Source organism: Thermovibrio guaymasensis (assembly GCF_003633715.1).
Classification (GTDB): Bacteria; Aquificota; Aquificia; order Desulfurobacteriales; family Desulfurobacteriaceae; genus Thermovibrio; species Thermovibrio guaymasensis.
The window spans coordinates 199,070-219,786 of the sequence record NZ_RBIE01000002.1 but is presented as its reverse complement, the minus strand read 5'-3'; the positions used below and the strand labels follow the sequence as shown (position 1 = coordinate 219,786).

Here is a 20,717-nt window from a genome sequence, read left to right as displayed (position 1 = left end):
TGAAGTGAAAGAGTTTACAGTTGCAGTCCTTCCTGGAGATGGAATAGGACCTGAGATAGTAAAACAGGCAGTGAAAGTTATGGACGCTGCCTCTGAGAAGTTTGGATTTAAGATCAACTACAAGTACGGTTTAATCGGCGGTGCAGCAATAGATGAAACTGGAGTTCCTTTTCCAGACGAAACTAAAGAGTTAATCCTCTCCTCAGATGCAGTTCTCCTTGGAGCAGTTGGCGGTCCAAAGTGGGATAACCTTCCTTTTGAGATAAGGCCCGAGAGGGCTCTCCTTGGAATGAGGAAACTGTTAAACGCCTTTGCAAACTTAAGGCCTGCTAAGCTTTACGACGAGCTCCTGGATGCTTCAACCTTAAAGCCTGAAGTTATCAAGGGCGTTGACATAATGGTAGTTAGGGAGCTCACTAGTGGAATTTACTTTGGAATTCCCAGGGGAATCTTCGTAGATGGAGATGAGAGGGTAGGTATAAATACCCTGAGGTACTACGAACACGAAGTTGAGAGGATTGCAAGGGTAGCCTTTGAAGTTGCTAGGAAGAGGAATAAGAAGGTTACCAGTGTAGATAAAGCTAACGTCCTTGAGGCAACCGTTCTCTGGAGGGAGGTTGTAGAAAAGGTTCATCAAGATTATCAAGACGTTGAGCTTAACCACATGTACGTAGATAACGCGGCTATGCAGATTATCAGATGGCCGAAGCAGTTTGACGTAATAGTCACGACGAACATCTTCGGAGACATCCTCTCTGACGCCTGTGCAATGCTTACAGGTTCCCTCGGTATGCTTCCTTCAGCCTCAATCGGCGGGAAAATAGGCCTTTACGAACCTATTCACGGTTCAGCCCCCGATATCGCAGGTCAGAATGTTGCCAACCCGATAGCGACCATTAACTCTGCAGCTATGATGTTTACTTACTCCTTTAACATGCCGGAGGTTGAGGAAGCAATAGACAAGGCAGTTAGGAGAGTTCTTTCAAAGGGCTACAGGACTAAGGACATATACTCTGAAGGGTGTGAGCTCGTTTCAACGGAGGAGATGGGAGATCTAATAGCTCAAGAACTAAAAGAAGTTTAAGGAGAGGGAGATGAAGGGATATACAGTAGCTGTTGTAGGGGCTACAGGGGCTGTTGGCCGTGAGATGATAAAGACTTTAGAGCAGAGGAACTTTCCCGTTAAGAAACTGGTTCTCCTTGCCTCTAAGCGTTCTGCAGGGAAGAAGCTGCCTTTTAAAGGTGAAGAGGTTGAGGTTCAGGAGCTCCGCCCTGAAAGTTTTGAAGGAGTTGACATAGCCCTCTTCTCAGCAGGAGGGGAGAGGAGCAAAGAGTTCGCTCCTGAAGCAGTTAAGAGGGGAGCAGTTGTAATTGATAACAGCTCGGCCTTCAGGATGGACCCAGATGTTCCTTTAGTGGTTCCTGAAGTTAACCCTGAGGACGTTGAGTGGCACAAAGGGATAATTGCTAACCCCAACTGTTCTACAATTCAAATGGTTGTAGTTCTAAAGCCCCTTCACGACTTTGCGAAGATTAAGAGGGTCGTTGTTTCAACCTATCAGGCAGTTTCCGGAGCTGGAGCTGCGGCAATTGAAGAGCTTAAAGAGCAGACTAGGGCAGTTTTAGAAGGTAAGCCTGTTCCTCCTCCAAAGAAGATTCCAAAGCAGATCGCCTTTAACTGTGTTCCTCACATAGATAAGTTCTTTGAAAGTGGTTACACGAGGGAAGAGCTTAAGATGGTAAATGAAACCAAAAAGATTATGCACGACGATTCAATAAAGGTCTCTCCGACCTGCGTTAGGGTTCCAGTTTTTATCGGACACAGTGAGGCAGTTAACCTTGAGTTTGAAAGGCCTATCTCTGTTGAGGAGGCGAGGGAGCTCCTGAGCAAAGCTCCCGGCGTTAAGGTCGTTGATGACTTTGAGAACTTGATCTATCCAACTCCGATTGACGTTGCAGGAAAGGACGAAGTCCTTGTAGGAAGGATTAGGAAAGATGATACAATAGAGAACGGTCTAAACCTTTGGATTGTTGGAGATAACCTGAGGAAAGGAGCAGCTCTAAACGCTGTTCAGATTGCAGAGCTCTTAGTTGAAAAGGGGCTGGTTTAGGGGGAAAGGGATATGGAAGAGTTACTTAAGGAAGTTGCCCAAGAGAACCCTGAAGTAGAGTCTGTTCTTGTTATAGACGAAGAGGGAATTATCGTCTATAGGTACGATAAAGAGACATCCATTGACCCTGAAGAGGTTGCGACTCAGCTGGTTAATCCCCTTAATACTCTGAGCGAGTTTATTCAGGATATTTCAAATGAGGAGGATGATCTTAAGGAACTCCTCCTCTTTTCAGAAAAGTACCAGTTTTTAGCCTATAAGCTTATTAACGAAACTTACTTAGTTGTTGTAGCTAAGAGGAGTCCACTCTACGGTAGGATGAGGTTTAGGGTAAGGAGTAAACTACCCAAATTAATTAAAACCCTTTAGGGGGAAGAGATGGCAAAGCTTTGGTATCTGGGACACTCTGCTTACTACCTAGAAGGTGAAGGTTTAAAGGCTTTAATAGACCCCTTTTTAACTGGAAATCCCTGGAAGATTGCAAAACCTGAGGATTTCACAGATTTAAACTACATTTTCGTTACCCACGGCCACGGCGATCACTTGGGTGATGCAGTTGAGCTTTCAAAGAGGACGGGAGCCACAATAGTTAGTATCTATGAAGTTTGCCAGTACTGCAGTTTAAAGGGAGCCGGTAACGTTCATGCCATGCACATAGGAGGGAGTTTCAAGTTCCCCTTTGGAAGGGTAAAACTTGTTCCTGCTGCCCACGGCTCTTCTGTAATTGAAAACGACCAGGTTGTTACTCTGGGAAGTCCCTGTGGAGTAATAGTTGAGGTTGAGGGTAAGAACGTTTACCACGCAGGGGATACCGGACTTATTTCCGATATGGAACTCCTTGGTAAGTACGAGGATATTCACGTGGCTCTCCTTCCGATAGGGGGGAACTTTACGATGGACGTTCGCGACGCAGCAATAGCTGCAGAGATGATCAAACCTCAGGTTGCAGTTCCTATGCACTTTAAGACGTGGCCGATAATTGATGCAGAGCCTGAAGACTTTAAGGCGCTGGCAGAGGCAAGGGGGGTGAAGGTTCAGATCCTTCAGCCAGGTGAAGAGCTGGAATTCTAAATGAAAATCGGAGTTACCCTTTCGGGCGGTTTTGTAAAGGGAACGGCCCACATAGGTTTCTTAAAGGCTTTAGAGTATAAAGGGTTTGCTCCCTCCTTTGTTTGTGGTTCAAGCGCCGGGGCTGTAGTTGGGGTTCTCTACTGTGCAGGCTACAGTCCCGATGAAATCCTTGAAATTGCTAAGAGCGTCTCTTGGCGTAAGTTGGCCTCTCCCTCCTTTAGGGGAGGCCTCTTTAAGTTGGACGGTTTATACAGGGAGTTAAGGAAGTTAGTTGGAGATATAGACATTAGGGAACTTAAAATACCCTTTGGTCTTGCCGTTGTAAACTTAAAGACTCTAAGGGTAGAGTTTAAGAAGGAAGGAAGTGCGCCGGACTTTGTTACAGCATCTTCTTCAATTCCTCCTCTCTTTTCTCCCTGGGAAATTAACGGCAAGTACTACGTTGATGGCGGGATAAGGAACTGCCTTCCGGCAGAGATGGCAAAGGCAGAGGGGGTTGAGGTTAACGTCTGTTCAAACGTGAATACGGGTATAACTGAGTTTAACCCTAATTCTCTGGTGAACGTAAGCTTAAGGACAAGCCTTGCTAGCGTTATGGAAAACCAGGAGAGGAGATTTCCTTACTGTGATATCATTGTTAACCACCGAAAGTCTGAAAGTCCCTTTGACTTTGATTTGATTGATGAGTTTGTTGAGACTGCATTTAGTGATACTCTAAAAGTCCTTGAGGAAAGTAAGCTATGGCCATAAAGGGTCTCCATGCTTTTGTTTACGGGATCGTTCAGGGAGTTGGTTACAGGGCTTGGACTAGGAGGAAGGCAAAGGAGCTCGGACTTAAGGGTTTTGTGAGGAACCTTCCGGATGGAAGCGTTGAGGTGTACGCAGAGGGAGAGGAAGAAAAACTTAAAGAGCTCCTATCTAAGCTCTACGAAGGGCCTTTCTTTGCAAAAGTAGATAGAGTAGAGTATGAGTTTACAGAGCCAAGGGGAGAGTATGAGGATTTTCTCATTCTTTATTAGCCTTTTCCTCTTTCTATCAACACTTTCCCTAGCAGATGAGATATATAGAGTTAGGAGAGGTGATACTTTAGGGAAAATTGCTAAAAAGTTTGGAGTAAGTGTTTCGGAAATTAAAAGGAGAAATAGGCTCCGCTCAAACGTAATCTATCCAGGTCAAAAGTTAATAATTCCCACTAAGAGTAAAAAGTTAAAGCTCATCACCTATAGGGTTAAAAGGGGAGATACCCTAGGTAAGATTGCAAAGAGGTTTGGAACTACTGTAAAGGAGCTTAAGAGGATAAATAGGCTTAGAAGCTCAGTAATCCGTGTCGGCCAAAAACTAAAAGTTCCTGTAAAGGTCTCTTCTGTAAAGCGTAAAAAGGTTGATCTGAGTAAAAAAGCTAAGTTTGCTCCTAACGGTCTTACAAAGGTTCCCGTTTATAAGTATTACAGGGTAAAGAAAGGGGATTCTGTTTTAAAGATAGCTAAGAAGTTGAGGGTTTCTCCAAGGTCAATCATTAGGTTAAACCACCTTAGGAAACCTTACATACTGAGGCCCGGTCAAAAGTTGAAGATTCTTGTAGGCTATAAGGACGTCTTAAAGCTGAACAGGCCTATCGAATTCCACTTTCCACTTGATGGAAGGGTTGACCCTACTGTAAGGGAAAACGGATATCCCGGAATATTTATTCTCAGTAAGCCGGGAGCTCCCATAAGGGCAGCAGAAACCGGGATTGTTAAGTTTGCAGGAACTAACGATAAGTTCCTGAAAGCTTACGGAAACCTTGTAATAATTCAGCACCCAAAGGGCTTTCAAACGGTTTATGGAAACCTTGATAAAATATACGTTAAGAAGAATCAGATAGTAAAGAGGGGGACTGTAATAGGAACAGCTGGTGCTAGCGGAGTTTGGAGGAGGAGCGGACTTTATTTTGATATAAGTAAAGTCTATAAGGGAAAGACCTATCACATTAACCCACTAGAGGTTCTCAAGTAATAGATTTACTCTTATAATCTCCATTTAAATTTCTTAATTACCTGGAGGCTTTCCCGATGGCTTTAATCGTTCAGAAGTTCGGCGGAACCTCTATGGGCTCCATAGAGAGAATCAGGGATTTTGTTGCTAAGAGAATCTTGGAGGAGAAGGAAAAGGGAAATAGGGTCGTTGTTGTTGTTTCTGCTATGGCAGGTGAAACGGATAGGCTTATTAACCTCGTTAAGTCAATAACTCAGGAGCCAAACGAAAGGGATATGGACTTTGTAGTATCAACGGGAGAACAGGTTTCGGCCGGTCTCCTATCAATTACCCTTAACCACATGGGCTATCCTGCCGTAGCCCTTTCCGGCTGGCAGGCGGGAATAAAGACGGATAAGGCTTTTACTAAAGCCAGAATCCTTGAGATAGATACTTCAAGGATTTTAAAACACCTTGAAGAGGGTAAGATCGTAATAATTACCGGGTTTCAGGGTATTACTGAAGAGGGAGAGATTACGACCCTTGGTAGGGGAGGTTCGGATACTTCAGCAGTCGCCCTTGCAGCGGCCTTAAAGGCAGATAGGTGCGATATCTATACAGACGTTGACGGAGTATATACTGCAGACCCGAGGATCGTTCCAGAAGCAAGGAGGATTCCTGTCCTTTCTTACGAAGAAATGCTTGAGCTTGCTTCCTTAGGTGCAAAGGTCCTTCAAATTCGTTCAGTTGAGTTTGCAATGAAGTATAAAGTTCCACTAAGGGTACGCAGTACTTTTACTGGAGACGAAGGAACGCTTATTAAGGAGGAAGATGAGACTATGGAAAGGGTGGTCGTAAGGGGAATTGCCCACAATAAAAATGAAGCCAGGATTACTGTAGTTAAAGTTCCAGACAAGCCGGGGATTGCCGCTAAGCTCTTTGATGCCCTTGCAGAGGCAAACATTCCCGTTGATATGATAGTTCAGAACGTTTCAGTTGACGGTTTTACCGATATTTCGTTTACGGTGGACAAGAACGATGCCGGTAAGGCGGAGAAGATTACGAAGGAGATAGCTAAAGAGATTGGAGCGAAAGAGGTAATAAGGGATGACAGAATTGCCAAAGTGTCCGTAGTCGGTCTTGGAATGAGGAGCCACGCAGGAGTTGCAGGGAAGGTCTTTGAAACCCTTGCAAAATATGGGATTAACATAATAATGATTTCAACTTCTGAGATTAAGATCTCCTGCATCATTGATGAGAAGTTTACAGAGCTTGCAGTTAGGGTTCTTCATGAGGCTTTCGGACTTGACAAAGAGGAAAGCGAAAGGGTAAAGCAGCTTTAACCTTTTAGAGGTGAAGTAGATGGTCTACATATACGACACAACTTTGAGGGATGGAGCTCAGACAAGGGGAGTTTCCTTCTCTTTAGAGGACAAGTTAAGGATAACTCAAGCCCTTGACGAACTTGGAGTTCACTATATTGAGGGTGGTTGGCCAGGTTCAAATCCAAAGGACGTTGCCTACTTTGATGAAGTAAGGAAACTTAAACTTAAAAGGGCTAAAGTTGTTGCCTTTTCTTCAACAAAGAGGAAGGGTCTTAAGGTTGAAGAGGATCCTAACATCCAGCAGCTTGTAAGGACGGATGTTCCTGCAGTGACGGTTTTTGGTAAGTCCTGGGACCTTCATGCAACTCAAGGACTTGGGATAACCCTTGAGGAAAACCTTGAGCTCATATACCAGACGGTAGAGTACTTGAAGAGGTACTTTGATGAGGTTTTCTTTGACGCTGAACACTTTTTTGACGGTTACAAGTCAAACCCTGAATACGCCGTTAAGACTCTAAAGGTTGCTCAGGAAGCAGGAGCAGACTGTTTAGTCCTCTGCGATACAAACGGTGGAACCCTGTGGTACGAAACTGAGGAGATAATTGACGCTGTCTTAAAGGAAGTAAGTTCTCCGATAGGAATTCACGCCCACAACGATGCCGATATGGCAGTTGTTAACTCCCTAATCGCCGTTAAAAAAGGGGCTGTTCAAGTTCAGGGAACTATAAACGGCCTTGGAGAAAGGACGGGAAACGCTAACCTGTGTTCAATAATACCTAACCTCGTTTTAAAGATGGGGATAGAGTGCATCCCGAAGGAGAACTTAAAGAAGCTCTACCACGTTTCAAGGCTAGTTTCTGAGCTCAGCAACCGCCCCCATCCTGTTAACCTTCCTTACGTTGGAGAGAATGCCTTTGCCCACAAGGCGGGCGTTCACGTCTCTGCAGTTGAGAAAAACCCTAAGTTGTACGAGCACGTTGAGCCTGAGCTGCTTGGAAATAAAAGGAAAATTATGGTTTCAGAGCTCTCAGGTCGTAGCAATATAGTGAGTAAAGCTAAGGAACTTGGTATTGAACTTGATAAGAAATCACCGGAAGTTAAGAAAATCCTTGAAAAAATTAAGGAACTTGAAGCTCAAGGTTACCACTTTGAGGGTGCAGAAGCTTCCTTTGAACTCCTGTTAAAGGAAGCTCTGGGAAAGGGAAAGAAGTACTTTGAGCTTAAAGGTTTTAGGGTTCTAACTGAAAAGCGTTCTGAAGACGAAGAGGCCTATGCTGAAGCTACGATAAAGGTTGAGATACCTGAAGAGGTTGCAAGAGAGAGGGGACTTAAGGAGAGGTTTGAGCATACGGCTGCAGAGGGAAGGGGACCTGTTGAGGCCCTTGATAAGGCCTTGAGGAAGGCTCTTGAGAAGTTCTACCCGTCAATTAAAGAAGTAAAGCTTACAGATTACAAAGTAAGAATCTTAAATGAAACTGCAGGAACGGAGGCTTCTCCCAGAGTTTTAATTGAGAGTACAGATGGGAAACGTAAGTGGGGAACGGTAGGGGTTTCTCCAAACATAATTGAAGCTTCGTGGCTTGCTCTTGCTGATGCCTTTAAGTATAAGCTGAGTCTTGAGGACGAAAGAGAGGAAGGGGAGCTCTAAGCTCTCCTTTTTATTTCTCCTGAGCTAGTTTTAATAGCTGAAAGAAATAATGATTAATAACGAGGAGGAGGTAGGGATGGACAGTAATACTAAGGTTTTAGGGGGATTGGGAAGCCTTTTTATCGTTTTTGGAGTAATTCCTTATGCAGGAGGGGTTTTAGCTTTAGTCGGTTTTGTTCTACTTGCTATTGCCCTTAAGAACTTTTCAGACTCTCGAGGAAGGCCTCAGTTTTTTAGCGATTTCGTAAAGGGGATTATTATTTATATTGTAGGTGTTTTTGTTGGATTAATTTTTGGTGTAGGTAGTATCCTTTCTCTATCTCAGGAGCAAGAGGGGATATTCGCTTACGGGTTAATGGTTGTAGCCTTTACAATAATGTATGCTGCTACGGTCTTTGGTTCCTACTATATGAAAAAGGTCTTTTCAGAAATAGCCTTAATTACGGCAAACGGTCTGTTTGATTGGGGAGGAAAGCTCCTCTTTTGGGGAGCGATTCTAACTGTTGTTGCCGTTGGAGCAGTTGTCAGCTGGATAGGATGGATAGTGTTGACGGTTGCTTTCTTTACAACTCAAGAAAACATGAAGGAGGAGAGAGATGGAGAGGTTAAAGGCGCTAGTTGAGGAGGTTGAGAAGTTAGGGGAGCACGCTGAGAGTTTAAAGAGGAAGGTGGAGGAGCTCTCGGCTCTCATTGAGGAGAAGGAGAGCAGGCTTTCGGCCCTTAAGGAGAGCCTTCTTGAAGTTGAAAAGAGGGTCCTTTCAGTTTTAAAGGAGTTGAAGGAGAAGGAGAGGGAGCTTAGGGAGCTCCGGCATAAGATTGCCCGCCACAGGAAGTTGCTCCAGGATGCAGATTCTCCGAGGGAGTACGAGAGGTTGCTTGAACAGAGGAACAGGTTAGTTGAAAGGGCTGAGAAGTTAAGCTCTGAGATTGAAGATCTAAGACAGAAGTATAAAGAGCTTGTCTTTGAAGAAAATAGGCTCCTTGAGGAAGAGGAGACTTTAGAGAAAGAGCTGAGTCTCCTTAAGAGGGACTATAAGTACTACCTGAGGGAACTTGAAAGAGTTCTTAATAACCTTCAGCAGTTTATCTGTCGTTCTCAGGAAAAGCTTTCTCAGTAGGGGCTTTTTGCCCCTCTACTTTTTCCCTTATTCCCTGCTCTCTGTGTTCAACGAAGACTTCGTACTCCGGAAATTCCTCTGCAACTTTCTCTGCAAGGAGTTGTGCAAAGGCAACGGAGCGGTGCTGACCTCCAGTACACCCAACGGCGTAGGTTATGTATGATTTACCCTCTCTTTCGTAAAGGGGAAGGGTAAACTTAACGAAGTTGTAAATTAATTCAAAGGTTTTCTTAGTTTGTTCAAACTTAAGTATGTAGTCAAGAACCTCCCTGTCCCTCCCCGTTTTCTCTTTGAGCTCTGGAACGAAGTGGGGGTTTGGAAGAAAACGTACGTCAAATACGTTGTCTGCAGAGAGAGGTACTCCGTACTTAAAGCCGAAGGAGATAAAGTTAACCTGAAGGTTTAACTTTCCTGTTTTAAGGAGCTCCTTTACTTTCCTCTTAAGGTCGTGAACCGTGAGGTTCGTTGTATCTATGTTCTTATCTGAGAGTTCTTTTACCCCTTCGTAAAACTCCTTTTCCTTTTCAATAAGTTTTTCTAGGTTCTCCTGTGGAAGGTATTTCTGAAGGGGGTGAGGCCTTCTAGTTTCTTTAAACCTCTTTAGTAGAGAGTCTTTATCGGCAGTAAAGTACCAGATTTCAAGAGGGTATCTATTCTTTAGTTTCCTTAACATCTGGGGGGCAGACGAGCGAAACTTAGGGTTTCTTATGTCAATAACTAAGGCTGCCTTTTCAATCTCAGAACTCCTCTCAATTAACTTTATAAATTCGGGGATTAAGTCTGGAGGGATGTTTTCTATACAGTAGAAACCTAAATCTTCAAGGTGCTTTATCGCTGAGGATTTTCCTGCTCCAGCTTCACCTGTAATTACAACGATCCTTTTCATAGCTTAACCTTCATTACTTTCACGTCGTTCATTAAGAACTCAGGAACGAGGAGCTCTCCCCGGCAGTATCCGATGTCGGCTGGAGATGTTAAGCCTTGAGCAACTGTAAACACTCTTCCGTCCTTGTAGGCGTAAATTTTACCTGCTGAGAAGTCTGAGAAGAAGATAGTTCCATCTTTAGATATTGCTACTCCGTCAAGGTTTTCAAAGCCGGAGGCAAGCACTTTTATTCCACCGTCTACCTCAATTAACTTTCCTCCCCCCCAGCTTGCAACTATTAGTTTTCCATCTTTTGTGAAAGCAAGCCCGTTAGGACCTTCTAGCTTATGGCTCTTAATGTAGAGCTTCACAGAGTAATTTTCTGAGTCAACAGTGTATATTGAGTTAGTTTGAGTGTCTGATACGAAGACTTTTCCTCTGTAACAGGCGGCATCGTTGAGGAACTTTGCTCCTTTAATCGGTACCCCTTTTAGAATTCTACCCCTTTCAGGGTCTGCAACAACAACCCTGTCAATATCGGTAATGAAGAGTTTTCCACTACAGAAAGTTATTCCCTTGGGGGCGTTTAAACCTGTAATGAATTTATCGTTTAGGATTTTTCCGTCCTTAGAAACGAGGGCTATGTAACCGTCCCCATCTTTAGCATCAGGAGGAAGGTTTCCAACGTTTGAAACGTAAACTTTACCCTTGTAACACTGGGCACTCTCAGGGGTTTTAAAACCTTGATTTATTGAAAAGAGAAAGACTAGTACTGCAACGGCGGTAGCTGTAAGTCCTGCAACTATCCCCATTTTAGTTTCTCCCTTAAGGTTTCAAAGTAAGACTTTGCTGGGTCTCTCAGAATCAGTAAGTCGTAGGGGGAGCGAGTTATCTCTATTAAGTCCCCTACCCTTAATTCTATTCCTTCCTGTCCGTCAAATATGACCATAACGTTCTCGCTTTCTGTCTTCAACTTTACGGTAAGGCAGGTTTCACCCTTTAAAACCAGTGGCCTCATTGTAAGTGTGTGGGGGCATATTGGAGTTAACAGCATTGCGTTAAGGGTTGGGTAAAGGATAGGTCCGCCGGCAGAGAGGGAGTAAGCAGTTGAGCCGGTTGGAGTCGCAACTATTACTCCGTCTCCTCTAAATGTTGTTAGGTACTCCCCGTCTGCATCAACGTCAATCTCTATAATTCTAGCTAGTGTATCCCTCTTTATGGCTACTTCGTTGACGCACCTGTAGATTAAAATGTGCCCGTTTTTCCTTACGACCTTCACCCTTAAAACTGGTCTATTTTCAACTATGAATTCTCCTGCTATTAGCTTATCTATGCACTCCTCAATCTTTTCTATCGGGATTTCGGTTAAAAAGCCTAGAGTTCCAAAGTTTATCCCAAGTAGAGGAACCGGCTTTTTGTCAACTAGCTTTGCAACTGTAAGAAAAGTTCCATCCCCTCCTAGAACTAGTATAACGTCAACCTTGTCGGGAAGTACGAGCCTATCAACGACTTTAACCTTTTCGTATGAAGAGCACTTGCTCTTCTCTACTAACTTGCAGCTCTCCTCATCAATGTAAATGCTTACATCGTACTGGTGGAGCTTCTTTAGTACCCTTTCTATACCTTGTGCACTTTCAGGTTTTGTCGGGTTAGCTATTATCCCGATGTTCTTATAGGTAATTCTTTTTCCTCCTGTCATCACCTTCCACCTTTAAGATTTTACACATGTCGTACAGCCTTGACTCTGTTCTCGTATCAAACTTGGCAGAGAAGGAGTCGTCGGTGTATAGGTCAAACCTTAAGTTTGTAGTTATTATTGTTGGTAAGTTTTGAGTGTATCGGTAGTTAATTATTTCCCCTAAGATTTCCTTTGCCCACTCTGTATTCCTTTCAGCTCCTACATCGTCAAGGACAAGTAATGGAGCTTTTCTAACTGAGTCAAGGATTTCACCTGTTGATTCACTGGAGGAGAAAGAGTTCTTTAACTCAATTAAGAGGTTCCTGAAGTCGCAGAAGGTTCCCTTTAAGCCTTTATACTCAATGATGTTCCTTAGAGTTGCTGCTGCTAAGTGGGTCTTTCCCGTTCCCGGAGGGCCGTAAAGTAGGATTCCCCTTTCAACGAAAGGGTAGAGGAAGAAGAATTCTCTACAGAACTTGAGGGCCCTAAGCTGGTAAGGTGTTTGGGGAGAGTAGTTTTTGAACTTACAGGACTTGTACCTTGCGGGAATTCCTGAAGAGGAAAGGTATGTCCTGCTGAAGCTTTCAAACTGACACCTACACCTCTTTGCAAATCGCCTTCCGTTAATTTCCTCTATAATCCAGCCACTACCACCGCAGATTTGACACTCCAAGTTAATCTCCATAGACTTGAATTGTCTTAATTATATTCCCCAGGGAGAGAAGTATGGAGGTTGTTGAAAAGGTCCTTTCAGGGAGAAGGATAAGTGAAGAAGAAGCTTTAAAACTACTGAAAGAAGAAGACCTGTTAACTCTGGGACAGCTTGCAAACTTTGTGAGGAACAGAATTCACCCAGAAAGGGTAGTTACTTTTGTTATAGACAGGAACATTAACTACACGAACGTTTGTATTTGCAAGTGTAGGTTCTGTGCCTTTTACAGGGATGAGGGAGACCCTGATGCTTACGTGATAGATAGGAAGACCTTAAAAGAAAAGATTAAAGAAACTGTGGAGCTTGGAGGAACTGCGATTTTACTTCAAGGGGGTCTTCACCCTAAGCTCGGAATTGAGTACTACGAGGAGCTCTTAAACTTTATTAAAAGTGAATTTCCCAACATTCATGTTCACGGCTTCTCTGCACCTGAGATAGTTCACATATCAAAAATCTCCAACCTATCTGTTGAGGAGGTTATAAGGCGTTTAAAGGAAGCTGGTCTTGGTTCAATACCTGGAGGAGGGGCAGAGATACTTACGGACAGGGTTAGGGACAGAATAGCTCCCAATAAGATTAAGACTGCTAAGTGGCTGGATGTTCATAGAACCGCCCATAAGCTAGGCTTGAGGACAACTGCAACTATGATGTTTGGAAGTTTGGATAATGATGAGGATATCGTTGAGCACTTAAGGGTTATAAGGGAACTTCAGGATGAGACTGGAGGTTTTACAGCTTTTATTCCTTGGAGTTATCAGCCGGACAATACAGAGCTTGGTAGAGAGATTAAGGAAAAGGCAAGTGGAGAGAGGTATTTAAGGGTTCTTGCCGTTTCAAGGATTTACCTTGATAACTTTGAGAATCTTCAGGCTTCATGGGTTACCCAGGGAGGAAAGATGGCTCAGGTGGCCCTCAAGTTTGGGGCAAACGACTTTGGTTCTCTGATGATTGAGGAAAACGTTGTTGCAGCGGCAGGAGTTAAGTTTAGAATGCCGCTGGAAGAGATTATCAGACTCATAAAGGATGCAGGTTATAAACCTGTACAGAGGGACACTCTGTACAGGAGATTAAGGGAGTTTTAAAGGAACTTCTTAACTGTTTCAACGTAGTGTTGACTAAGGAAAGTTATTAAGTTAAAGTTTGTGCTAAAGATTTTTGCTCCAACTTCAAGGTAATCGTCTTTTTCAGAAACTCTGATTACTTGAATGTTCATAATTTTCGTTCCCTGAGTTAGAATTAGAAGTTCTCCAAGTGACAGATCCAATCTCTTATTGACTAATATTCTTATTCCGGAAAGGCTGATGTCAAGCACTTTTACGTGGCTGACAATAGCCCCCTCCCTCCATAACTCAAACTCTCCTAAGTCTTCTGGACAGAACATAAGGCGCTTAGAGACCCTTTTTTCTTCAAAAGTTTCCTTCAGGAGCTCTAGAATGAACTTTCCGTTTGAAATCTTCAGCTGAGCCTCTATAAGAACTGAACCTTCAAAATCCTTAAGTACATAGAACTTACTGTTTAGAAGATGCTTTTCTATTCCTGGAGGAAGGAATCTTGAAACAATTAACCTGTTTCCTTCCTCTTCCTCAACGTGAAAGCTAAAGAAGAGAGGAAGATTTATTATTCTTCCATCCTCACACTTCTCTTCAATGTAGGAAATACCATCTTTCCTAGTCATTTTCCTCAACTCTTTCTGTAAGTTTTTCAAAAAGTTCTATAACTTTTAATGCTTCTGCTTCAAGTTCTTCAAATAGGGAATCGTCTGTTTTACCTTCCTTTAGTGACTTAACTATCTCCTTTGCCTTCCTAAATGCAGATTCAACACTTTCTTCAAGTTCATTAATTAGGTCAGCTAGTCCTTTATTCTTCAACACAGTAGCGTCTTTATCAAACCACTCTTTTAGGGCTGACTGGTCGTAATCGACCAGTAGCGGGTTATCAGGGGCGTTTGGAAGCCTTGAGAGCCAGTCAGAGAACAGTTCAATTCCTTTAATTACAGATGAAAGTATTCCTATGTTAAATGAAGATGTGTTTTCGTGGGCAGTTTTAATTGAGGAGCGAGTTTTTATGATCCTATCCTGAAGCTTTCCGAAGATTTTCTGGAAGCCTGAAATTTCCTCATTTATAGCTGCTATGTTGTCCCTAACCATGTCAAGGGCGTTAAGCTGTTGTTTCAATGAGAACAGAACAGTTTGGGTGGCTTCGGAGAGGGAATTTACCTTCTTCTTAATGTTTATCAAAACGTCTCTAGTTTTGGCCATTTCCTGCTTAACAGTAAATGCCTCGTTAGCCCTTCCTTCAAGCTCTTTTGAGAAGCTTTCAATAAGAGAGATGATTGTATTGACGATTTTCCCAATTTCCTCAGCTGAAACTACGGTTCTGGAAGCTAGCTTTCTAACTTCTTCAGCAACGACTGCAAAACCCCTTCCGGCTTCACCTGCCCTTGCAGCCTCAATTGCAGCGTTGAGGGCAAGTAGGTTCGTTTGATCGGCGATGCTCTTTATCGTTTCAACTACGTTTTGAATTTTTACTGAGCTCTGCTGGAGTTCGTTAACCTTATCCTTAAGGCTAATTACCTCATCTGCCAGCTTCTGAACGTCGGAGACGGAGTTCTCAACGATTTTTTCTCCTTTCTCAGTTTCTTCGTTAACCTCGCGGACTTCTTCAGATGAGGAGTTTATGAGTTTATTCACATCAGATATAGAGTTTGCAAGGACTTCAGAGGATATAGAAAGTTCCTTGAACTTTTCTTTGATGTCCTGGTTCTTAAGGTCTGTGTTGAAGAGTTCTACAACCAGCATACTTGCTTCGTTTGAGACTTTTGCAGAAAGCTTTTCAAGTTCCTTAAAGGTATTTTTAATCCAGTCTAAAAAGTTGTTGAACTCTTTAGCAAGGGTTCCTAGTTCGTCATCCCTAGCGATCCTGAGGGCTTTTGTAAGGTCTCCTTTTTCAATTTCTTTCATTGTTCTTGTCATTTCGTTTATAGGCATTACTATAGCCCTGTAGGTACTTATAGCTCCTAGACCGATGATAATTAAACTGAAGAGAGGAATAATTCTTACAACGTCCCCTGTGAATTGGATAAGTTCACAGTTTTCTTCCTTCAGTTTTTCTTCAATCTGCTGGAGCTCTTTAGCTTTACTTTCAATTAAATTAATAATTGACTCAGGATCTTTTCCTGAGCTGATTTGAGATATTATTGAGACTACCGATGTATAAACCTTAGTGGCTTCAGGCTGAGAGAACTTGTTAAGTTCTTCAATGTCCTTCTCTAGTTCCTTTATAGCTTTTTCCTCTTTACCTTCCATAATTAGCGATTCGGCCTTCAACAAATCCTGTTCAACTTCAGCTACTGTGCTAACCAGGTTGTTTAGGTGTCTGAACTCCTCTATTTTGTGGTAAGCGAACTCCGTCAGTAAAAAGATTATTAGAACTTCTACTACGAGGGAAATTGCGAGCTTCGTCTTTATCTTCATCTCCTCTCTCCTTTGCTGGTAGTTTCTACTTGTAATTATTATCGTAGCAAAATTCGTATAATTGACCCACCTTAGGAGGAGGTTTCTCCTTTGAAACAGAGAGGAAAGCAGTTTAAACTTAGGATAGAGAAGTTAGTTTACGGTGGTAAAGGCCTTGGAAGGTTGAACGGAAAGGCTGTTTTTGTTCCTCAAGTTGCTCCTGGAGACTTAATAGTTGCAGAGGAGACTGTCCAAAAGAGCGGTTACAGTGAAGCAAAAGTGGTAAAAATCCTTGAAAGGGGCAGAAGTAGGGTTAAACCAAGGTGTCTCTACTTTGGAAAGTGTGGAGGATGTGACTGGCAGCACGTAAGGTACAGTGACCAGGTAGAGGCAAAGAGGTTAATAGTTGAGGAGAACTTACAGAAGATAGGTAAGATAAAGAAGCCAAACATTGATGAAGTCATTCCTTCTCCTTCTCCTTGGAACTACAGGAATAGAGCTCAGATAAAGGTAAAAGCAGGTAGAGTTGGCTTCTTTGCTAAGAACTCCCACTTTGTTGTTGATGTAGATAGGTGTCCTCTATTAAAGGAGGATATTGAAGATATATTTCCTAAGCTCAAGGAACTCTTAAAAGAGCTCCCTACTCAGCCAGCAGAGTTTCACGTTTACTCCTCAAGTAAGGATGAAGTCCTCCTAAAGATTGTCTATCAGGGAAGGTTTAAGAGGTTTGATCTTCCCTTGGAGAGGTTGAGAGAAATTTTAAAGGTTAACCTGGTAGGTTACGGTATTTACAGGACCAATAGGGAAGGTTATCCGGAGAGGCTAGATTTCTTTGGAAGGGATTTTACTTACGAGATTGTAGATAAGTTTAAGTTCAGGGTAAGTGCAGACTCCTTCTTCCAGGTTAACAGGTTTCAGGTAGGTAACCTGATAGATAGGGTGGCCCGTGTGGCTATGGAACACCAGTACATGCTTGCAGGGGACTTCTACTGTGGAGTTGGAACTTTAACTATACCTGTTGGTAGGTACGTCCACAGGGCCTTTGGTGTTGAGTCAAACTTTTGGGCTGTGAGTGATGCCCTTTACAATAAGGATATTAACGGTTTAAGGAACATTCAGTTTTTCTGTAGGGAGACTGAAGAGGCCTTAAAGATAGTTAAGGACTACAGCCCCGACCTTGTTATAGTTGACCCTCCAAGGAGCGGCTTAAACGAGAGGATAGTAAGGACCCTTGCAGCTCTTCCAAGGATAAAGAAGATAGTTTATGTTTCTTGTAATCCTTCAACCCTTGCAAGGGACATTGCGGCTTTTCACCAGTTTGGCGTAAATATGGAAAGGGCGAAGGTTTTAGATATGTTTCCCCAAACCTATCACGTTGAGACAATAGCAGTCTTGAGGAAGGTAAGGTGATGTTAAAGGTTAAGTTATTTGGAGTTGAGTTTGAAAACCCTGTCTGGACGGCCTCGGGAACTTTCGGCTTTGGACTTGAATATGCTCCTTACGTTGACCTAAACAGGGTAGGAGCCGTTTGCGTTAAGGGGCTTTCAATAAAGCCGAGGGAGGGAAACGAACCTCCCCGTATCTGGGAAACTCCCTGCGGTATGCTAAACGCGATAGGCCTTCAAAATCCCGGTGTTGAGTACTTTTTAAGGGAAATAGTTCCGAAGTTAAAGAAGTATAAGTGTAGGGTTATTGCGAACATCTACGGTAGCATTGTTGAAGAGTACGTTGCAGTTGCAAAGGAGATTAGTGGAGCCGAAGGCGTTGACGCTGTAGAGCTTAACATTTCCTGCCCCAACGTTAAAAAGGGTGGGCTTGCCTTTGGAGTTGATCCTGTTGAAGCTGCAAGGTTAACTGAGGAAGTGAAGAAGGTTCTTGATAAGCCTTTAATCGTTAAGCTCTCTCCGAACGTTACCGATATAGTTGAGGTGGCAAAGGCTATTGAGAGTGCAGGTGCAGATGCTCTCTCTGCAATTAACACGCTCCTTGGAATGGCGATAGATATAAGGAAGAAAAAGCCTAGGTTAAAGAATAAGTTCGGAGGATTATCGGGTCCTGCGATAAAGCCCGTTGCTGTGAGGATGGTCTACCAAGTTTCAAGGGCTGTAAAGATTCCCGTAATTGGGATAGGCGGAATTTCAACCTGGGAAGATGCGATTGAGTTCTTCCTAGCCGGAGCAAAGGCCGTTCAGGTAGGAACTGCCAACTTCTTCAATTCCAAGGCGGTAGAGGAGATTGTAGAGGGAATAGAGAAATACATGAGGGAGGAAGGTTTTAACAGCATAGGGGAAATTAACGAAGCCTTAAAAGACTAACCTACTTCAACTAGGTCAAGCTTTTGACCGAATCTAAAGGTTAGGAGCTCCTTCAAATCGTCAAGCCCTTTTAGTTCCGGGTTCTCCTCTATCAGGCGGGAGCTCTCCTCCCTTGCAATCTTAAGAAGGTGGTAGTCCCTCCTTAGGTCTGCAACTTTAAAGTCCCCTACTCCAGACTGCCTGGTTCCGAATATCTCCCCCGGACCTCTAAATGCAAGGTCTGCCTCTGCAATTTTGAACCCGTCGTTCGTTCCCTCAAGGACCTTCAGTCTCCTTATTGAATCCTCCCCTGCGCCCCTGCTCGTTAAGAGGAAGCAGTAGGACTTCCTGTCTCCCCTTCCTACCCTTCCCCTTAACTGGTGGAGCTGGGCTAGGCCGAACCTTTCGGCGTGCTCAATTACCATTACTGTAGCCTCAGGAACGTCAACGCCTACCTCTATTACGGTTGTTGAGACTAAAACCTCTATCTCTCCCCTCTTGAACTTCTCCATTACTCTGTCCTTCTCTTCCTGCTTCATCCTCCCGTGGAGGAGCCCTACTTTAAAGGGCTTGAGCTTCTGACTCCAGTACTCGTACATCTGGGTCGCAGCTTTAAGCTCCAACTTCTCGCTCTCTTCAATCAGGGGATAGACTATGTAAATCCTGTTTCCTCTGGAGAGCTCCCCCTTTAGGAACTCAACGAGCCTATCCCTTTCATCCTCAAAGAGTATTTTTGTCTCAATTGGTTTCCTTCCTGCAGGAAGTTCGTCTATTACCGAAACGTCTAGGTCCCCGTAGGCAGTCATGGCTAGGGTCCTTGGAATTGGAGTTGCCGTCATAACTAAGACGTCTGGAAGCACCCCCTTCTTTTTGAGTTCAACCCTTTGTTTAACTCCAAACCTGTGCTGTTCGTCAATAATTACGAGGCCAAGGTTCTTAAACTCAACTCCTTCCTGTATTAAGGCGTGGGTTCCTATAACTACGTCAAAGAATCCCTCCTTTATTGCCCTATAAATGCTCTCTTTCTGCTTCTTTGTCATGCTTCCGGTAAGAAGTCCAACCTTTACCCCATAGGGAGAGAGGAAGTCCTTAAACTTCTTGTAGTGCTGGTTTGCAAGGATTTCAGTTGGGGCCATTACTGCAGTTTGGTAACCGCTCCTTGCTGCAAAGAAGGCTGCTGCTGCTGCAACTACGGTTTTACCGCTTCCGACGTCTCCCTGAACGAGCCTGTTCATAGGCTCGGGCCTCTTCATATCCTCAACTATTTCCCTTAAGACCCTCTCTTGGGCTTTCGTTAGTGTGAAGGGAAGGGCTTTCTTAAACTCCTCAATCATCTGGTGATTTACAGGAAAGGAGATTCCCCTTTCCTGCTTTATCTTTTGTCTGTGGATTGCGAGAGCTAGCTGGAAGAGGAAGAGTTCGTCAAATATTACCCTCTTCTGCTGGGGGCTCTGGAAGGCAAGGAGCTCCTTTACGTTCCCGTCTGGGAAGTGGACTTTCCAGACGGCTTCAGGTGCAGTTGGAAAACCGTTTCTCTCAAGTATACTTTTTGGCAGGTATTCCCTCAGGAAAGGGACTACCTTCTTTACTAGGTTTTGGACGTCCTTCCTTACGGTTGTTTGCTTTAGTCCTTCGGCAGTGTGGTATATAGGAATAACCTTTCCAAACTTCTCCAACTTCCCATCCTGGTAGATCTCAACTTCAGGGTGGGCCATCGTAAACCCGGAAGTTTCCCTCTTTACAGTTCCGTAGGCGAGGACTTCCTTTCCAAGCTCCTTAGCTCCCTTAAACAGTTTCCTGTAGTATGGAAAGACTTTCTGGTTGAAAAAGTATAGGGTGACCGTTCCCGTTCTATCGTAAAGGAGGACCTTAAGTAGCCTCTTTTTCTTCTTAGGGGTTTCAATCTCTGAGACTGAAACTACCTTTCCCTTTACCAGGTACTCCCTACCTGGTCTTAGATAAGCCATAGGGGTAACAGTTGAGCGGTCCTCGTACCTAAAGGGGAGGTAGTAAATTGCATCTATCAGGTTCTCTACTCCCAACTTCTTGAGCCTGTTTTTTACCCTCTTGCTTATGACTTTGTCCGGAAGTTCCTCAACTTTCTTAAAGAAGGCCCTTATTGGGTACTTCCTTTTGTTCTCCTTTAACTTCTCTCCACTTACCTTTAACTTCTCAACGGGAGTTTCCTTCTCCTTTTCCTCTTCAATCTCTTCAAGCGTAAACTTTAGGGTTATGACGGAGTGGATCTCCTTGAGGAGCTTCTTTCTCTTTTCAAGGGGGAGCTCTGGGTAGACCTTAAGGAACTTAATGACTTTTTTAACCCAATTTTTCCTCTTTCCGTCAAGGTAGGGCAAGAGCTCGTTAAACAGGTTTATGAGCGCCTTATCCGGGTCTTTAACCCTGCTAAAGTACTTAAAGTCTTCCTTTACTATGAGAAAGAGGAGGTCTTTAATCCTCTTTAGTATCTTTTCCATTACTCCCCTTAACCTA

21 protein-coding genes are annotated in these 20,717 nt (G+C 43.6%); 14 read left to right on the top strand and 7 right to left on the bottom strand.

Annotated features, from left to right (window positions below):
* The first annotated feature begins 4 nt into the window (after window positions 1–4).
* From leuB to C7457_RS06220, 11 genes are all read left to right on the top strand, one after another.
* A complete protein-coding gene (leuB, locus tag C7457_RS06270) occupies window positions 5–1,084 on the top strand; it encodes a 3-isopropylmalate dehydrogenase (protein WP_121171177.1) in 1,080 nt (359 codons plus the stop codon).
* A 10-nt stretch (window positions 1,085–1,094) separates the two neighbouring features.
* A complete protein-coding gene (locus tag C7457_RS06265; RefSeq protein WP_121171175.1) occupies window positions 1,095–2,111 on the top strand; it encodes an aspartate-semialdehyde dehydrogenase in 1,017 nt (338 codons plus the stop codon).
* 12 nt (window positions 2,112–2,123) lie between these two features.
* On the top strand, window positions 2,124–2,480 hold the full coding sequence (locus C7457_RS06260; protein WP_121171173.1) for a roadblock/LC7 domain-containing protein: 357 nt from the start codon (window positions 2,124–2,126) through the stop codon (window positions 2,478–2,480).
* Window positions 2,481–2,489: 9 nt separating this feature from the next.
* Window positions 2,490–3,182 carry a metal-dependent hydrolase gene (locus C7457_RS06255; protein ID WP_121171171.1) on the top strand — a complete coding sequence of 231 codons (693 nt, stop codon included), beginning with the start codon at window positions 2,490–2,492 and terminating at the stop codon, window positions 3,180–3,182.
* Window positions 3,183–3,932, top strand: a complete 750-nt coding sequence (locus C7457_RS06250) for a patatin-like phospholipase family protein (protein ID WP_121171169.1) — start codon at window positions 3,183–3,185, stop codon at window positions 3,930–3,932.
* A complete protein-coding gene (locus tag C7457_RS06245; protein ID WP_121171167.1) occupies window positions 3,923–4,201 on the top strand; it encodes an acylphosphatase in 279 nt (92 codons plus the stop codon). Before C7457_RS06250 ends, C7457_RS06245 begins: the two co-directional genes overlap by 10 nt.
* Complete coding sequence (locus C7457_RS06240) at window positions 4,176–5,177, top strand: M23 family metallopeptidase (protein ID WP_121171165.1); 1,002 nt, start codon at window positions 4,176–4,178, stop codon at window positions 5,175–5,177. The genes C7457_RS06245 and C7457_RS06240 overlap by 26 nt, the downstream gene beginning before the upstream one ends.
* 56 nt (window positions 5,178–5,233) lie before the next feature.
* Window positions 5,234–6,478 (top strand): aspartate kinase, encoded by a 1,245-nt coding sequence (locus C7457_RS06235; RefSeq protein ID WP_121171163.1) that lies wholly within the window; start codon window positions 5,234–5,236, stop codon window positions 6,476–6,478.
* Window positions 6,479–6,497: 19 nt separating this feature from the next.
* Entirely contained in the window at window positions 6,498–8,108 is a 1,611-nt protein-coding gene (gene cimA / locus C7457_RS06230) for a citramalate synthase (RefSeq protein WP_121171161.1), read from the top strand.
* Window positions 8,109–8,184: 76 nt separating this feature from the next.
* Window positions 8,185–8,730: a DUF996 domain-containing protein gene (locus tag C7457_RS06225; RefSeq protein WP_170137369.1), complete on the top strand. Its 546-nt coding sequence runs from the start codon at window positions 8,185–8,187 to the stop codon at window positions 8,728–8,730.
* The gene (locus C7457_RS06220; protein WP_121171157.1) at window positions 8,705–9,226 is read left to right on the top strand and encodes a hypothetical protein; all 522 of its coding nucleotides are present in this window, start codon (window positions 8,705–8,707) and stop codon (window positions 9,224–9,226) included. The genes C7457_RS06225 and C7457_RS06220 overlap by 26 nt, the downstream gene beginning before the upstream one ends.
* On the opposite strand, the gene rapZ is transcribed toward C7457_RS06220, so the two are convergent.
* The 4 genes from rapZ to C7457_RS06200 are packed head-to-tail and all read right to left on the bottom strand — an operon-like array spanning window position 9,192 to window position 12,454.
* Window positions 9,192–10,112, bottom strand: a complete 921-nt coding sequence (gene rapZ / locus C7457_RS06215) for an RNase adapter RapZ (RefSeq protein WP_121171155.1) — start codon at window positions 10,110–10,112, stop codon at window positions 9,192–9,194. The two genes, C7457_RS06220 and rapZ, sit on opposite strands and share 35 nt — an antisense overlap.
* The gene (locus tag C7457_RS06210) at window positions 10,109–10,903 is read right to left on the bottom strand and encodes an NHL repeat-containing protein (protein ID WP_121171153.1); all 795 of its coding nucleotides are present in this window, start codon (window positions 10,901–10,903) and stop codon (window positions 10,109–10,111) included. The genes rapZ and C7457_RS06210 overlap by 4 nt, the downstream gene beginning before the upstream one ends.
* Window positions 10,894–11,790: an NAD(+)/NADH kinase gene (locus C7457_RS06205; RefSeq protein WP_121171150.1), complete on the bottom strand. Its 897-nt coding sequence runs from the start codon at window positions 11,788–11,790 to the stop codon at window positions 10,894–10,896. Before C7457_RS06205 ends, C7457_RS06210 begins: the two co-directional genes overlap by 10 nt.
* Window positions 11,762–12,454 (bottom strand): ATP-binding protein, encoded by a 693-nt coding sequence (locus tag C7457_RS06200; RefSeq protein WP_245939603.1) that lies wholly within the window; start codon window positions 12,452–12,454, stop codon window positions 11,762–11,764. Before C7457_RS06200 ends, C7457_RS06205 begins: the two co-directional genes overlap by 29 nt.
* 41 nt (window positions 12,455–12,495) lie before the next feature.
* Between C7457_RS06200 and mqnC the strand changes: the two genes are divergently transcribed.
* Window positions 12,496–13,563 (top strand): cyclic dehypoxanthinyl futalosine synthase, encoded by a 1,068-nt coding sequence (gene mqnC / locus C7457_RS06195; RefSeq protein WP_121171146.1) that lies wholly within the window; start codon window positions 12,496–12,498, stop codon window positions 13,561–13,563.
* Here the strand turns inward: mqnC and C7457_RS06190 are convergent.
* Together C7457_RS06190 and C7457_RS06185 are read right to left on the bottom strand one after the other, a co-directional pair.
* Window positions 13,560–14,156, bottom strand: a complete 597-nt coding sequence (locus tag C7457_RS06190) for a hypothetical protein (protein ID WP_121171144.1) — start codon at window positions 14,154–14,156, stop codon at window positions 13,560–13,562. The two genes, mqnC and C7457_RS06190, sit on opposite strands and share 4 nt — an antisense overlap.
* Window positions 14,149–15,954: a methyl-accepting chemotaxis protein gene (locus C7457_RS06185; protein ID WP_121171142.1), complete on the bottom strand. Its 1,806-nt coding sequence runs from the start codon at window positions 15,952–15,954 to the stop codon at window positions 14,149–14,151. Before C7457_RS06185 ends, C7457_RS06190 begins: the two co-directional genes overlap by 8 nt.
* Before the next feature lie 90 nt (window positions 15,955–16,044).
* Here C7457_RS06185 and C7457_RS06180 point away from each other — a divergent pair, with 90 nt between their 5' ends.
* A complete protein-coding gene (locus C7457_RS06180) occupies window positions 16,045–17,343 on the top strand; it encodes a class I SAM-dependent RNA methyltransferase (RefSeq protein ID WP_121171140.1) in 1,299 nt (432 codons plus the stop codon).
* Window positions 17,340–18,248 (top strand): dihydroorotate dehydrogenase, encoded by a 909-nt coding sequence (locus tag C7457_RS06175; protein ID WP_343202892.1) that lies wholly within the window; start codon window positions 17,340–17,342, stop codon window positions 18,246–18,248. The genes C7457_RS06180 and C7457_RS06175 overlap by 4 nt, the downstream gene beginning before the upstream one ends.
* Here C7457_RS06175 and recG read toward each other — a convergent pair.
* Entirely contained in the window at window positions 18,245–20,701 is a 2,457-nt protein-coding gene (recG, locus tag C7457_RS06170) for an ATP-dependent DNA helicase RecG (RefSeq protein WP_121171135.1), read from the bottom strand. The genes C7457_RS06175 and recG overlap by 4 nt on opposite strands.
* Window positions 20,702–20,717 lie beyond the last annotated feature (16 nt).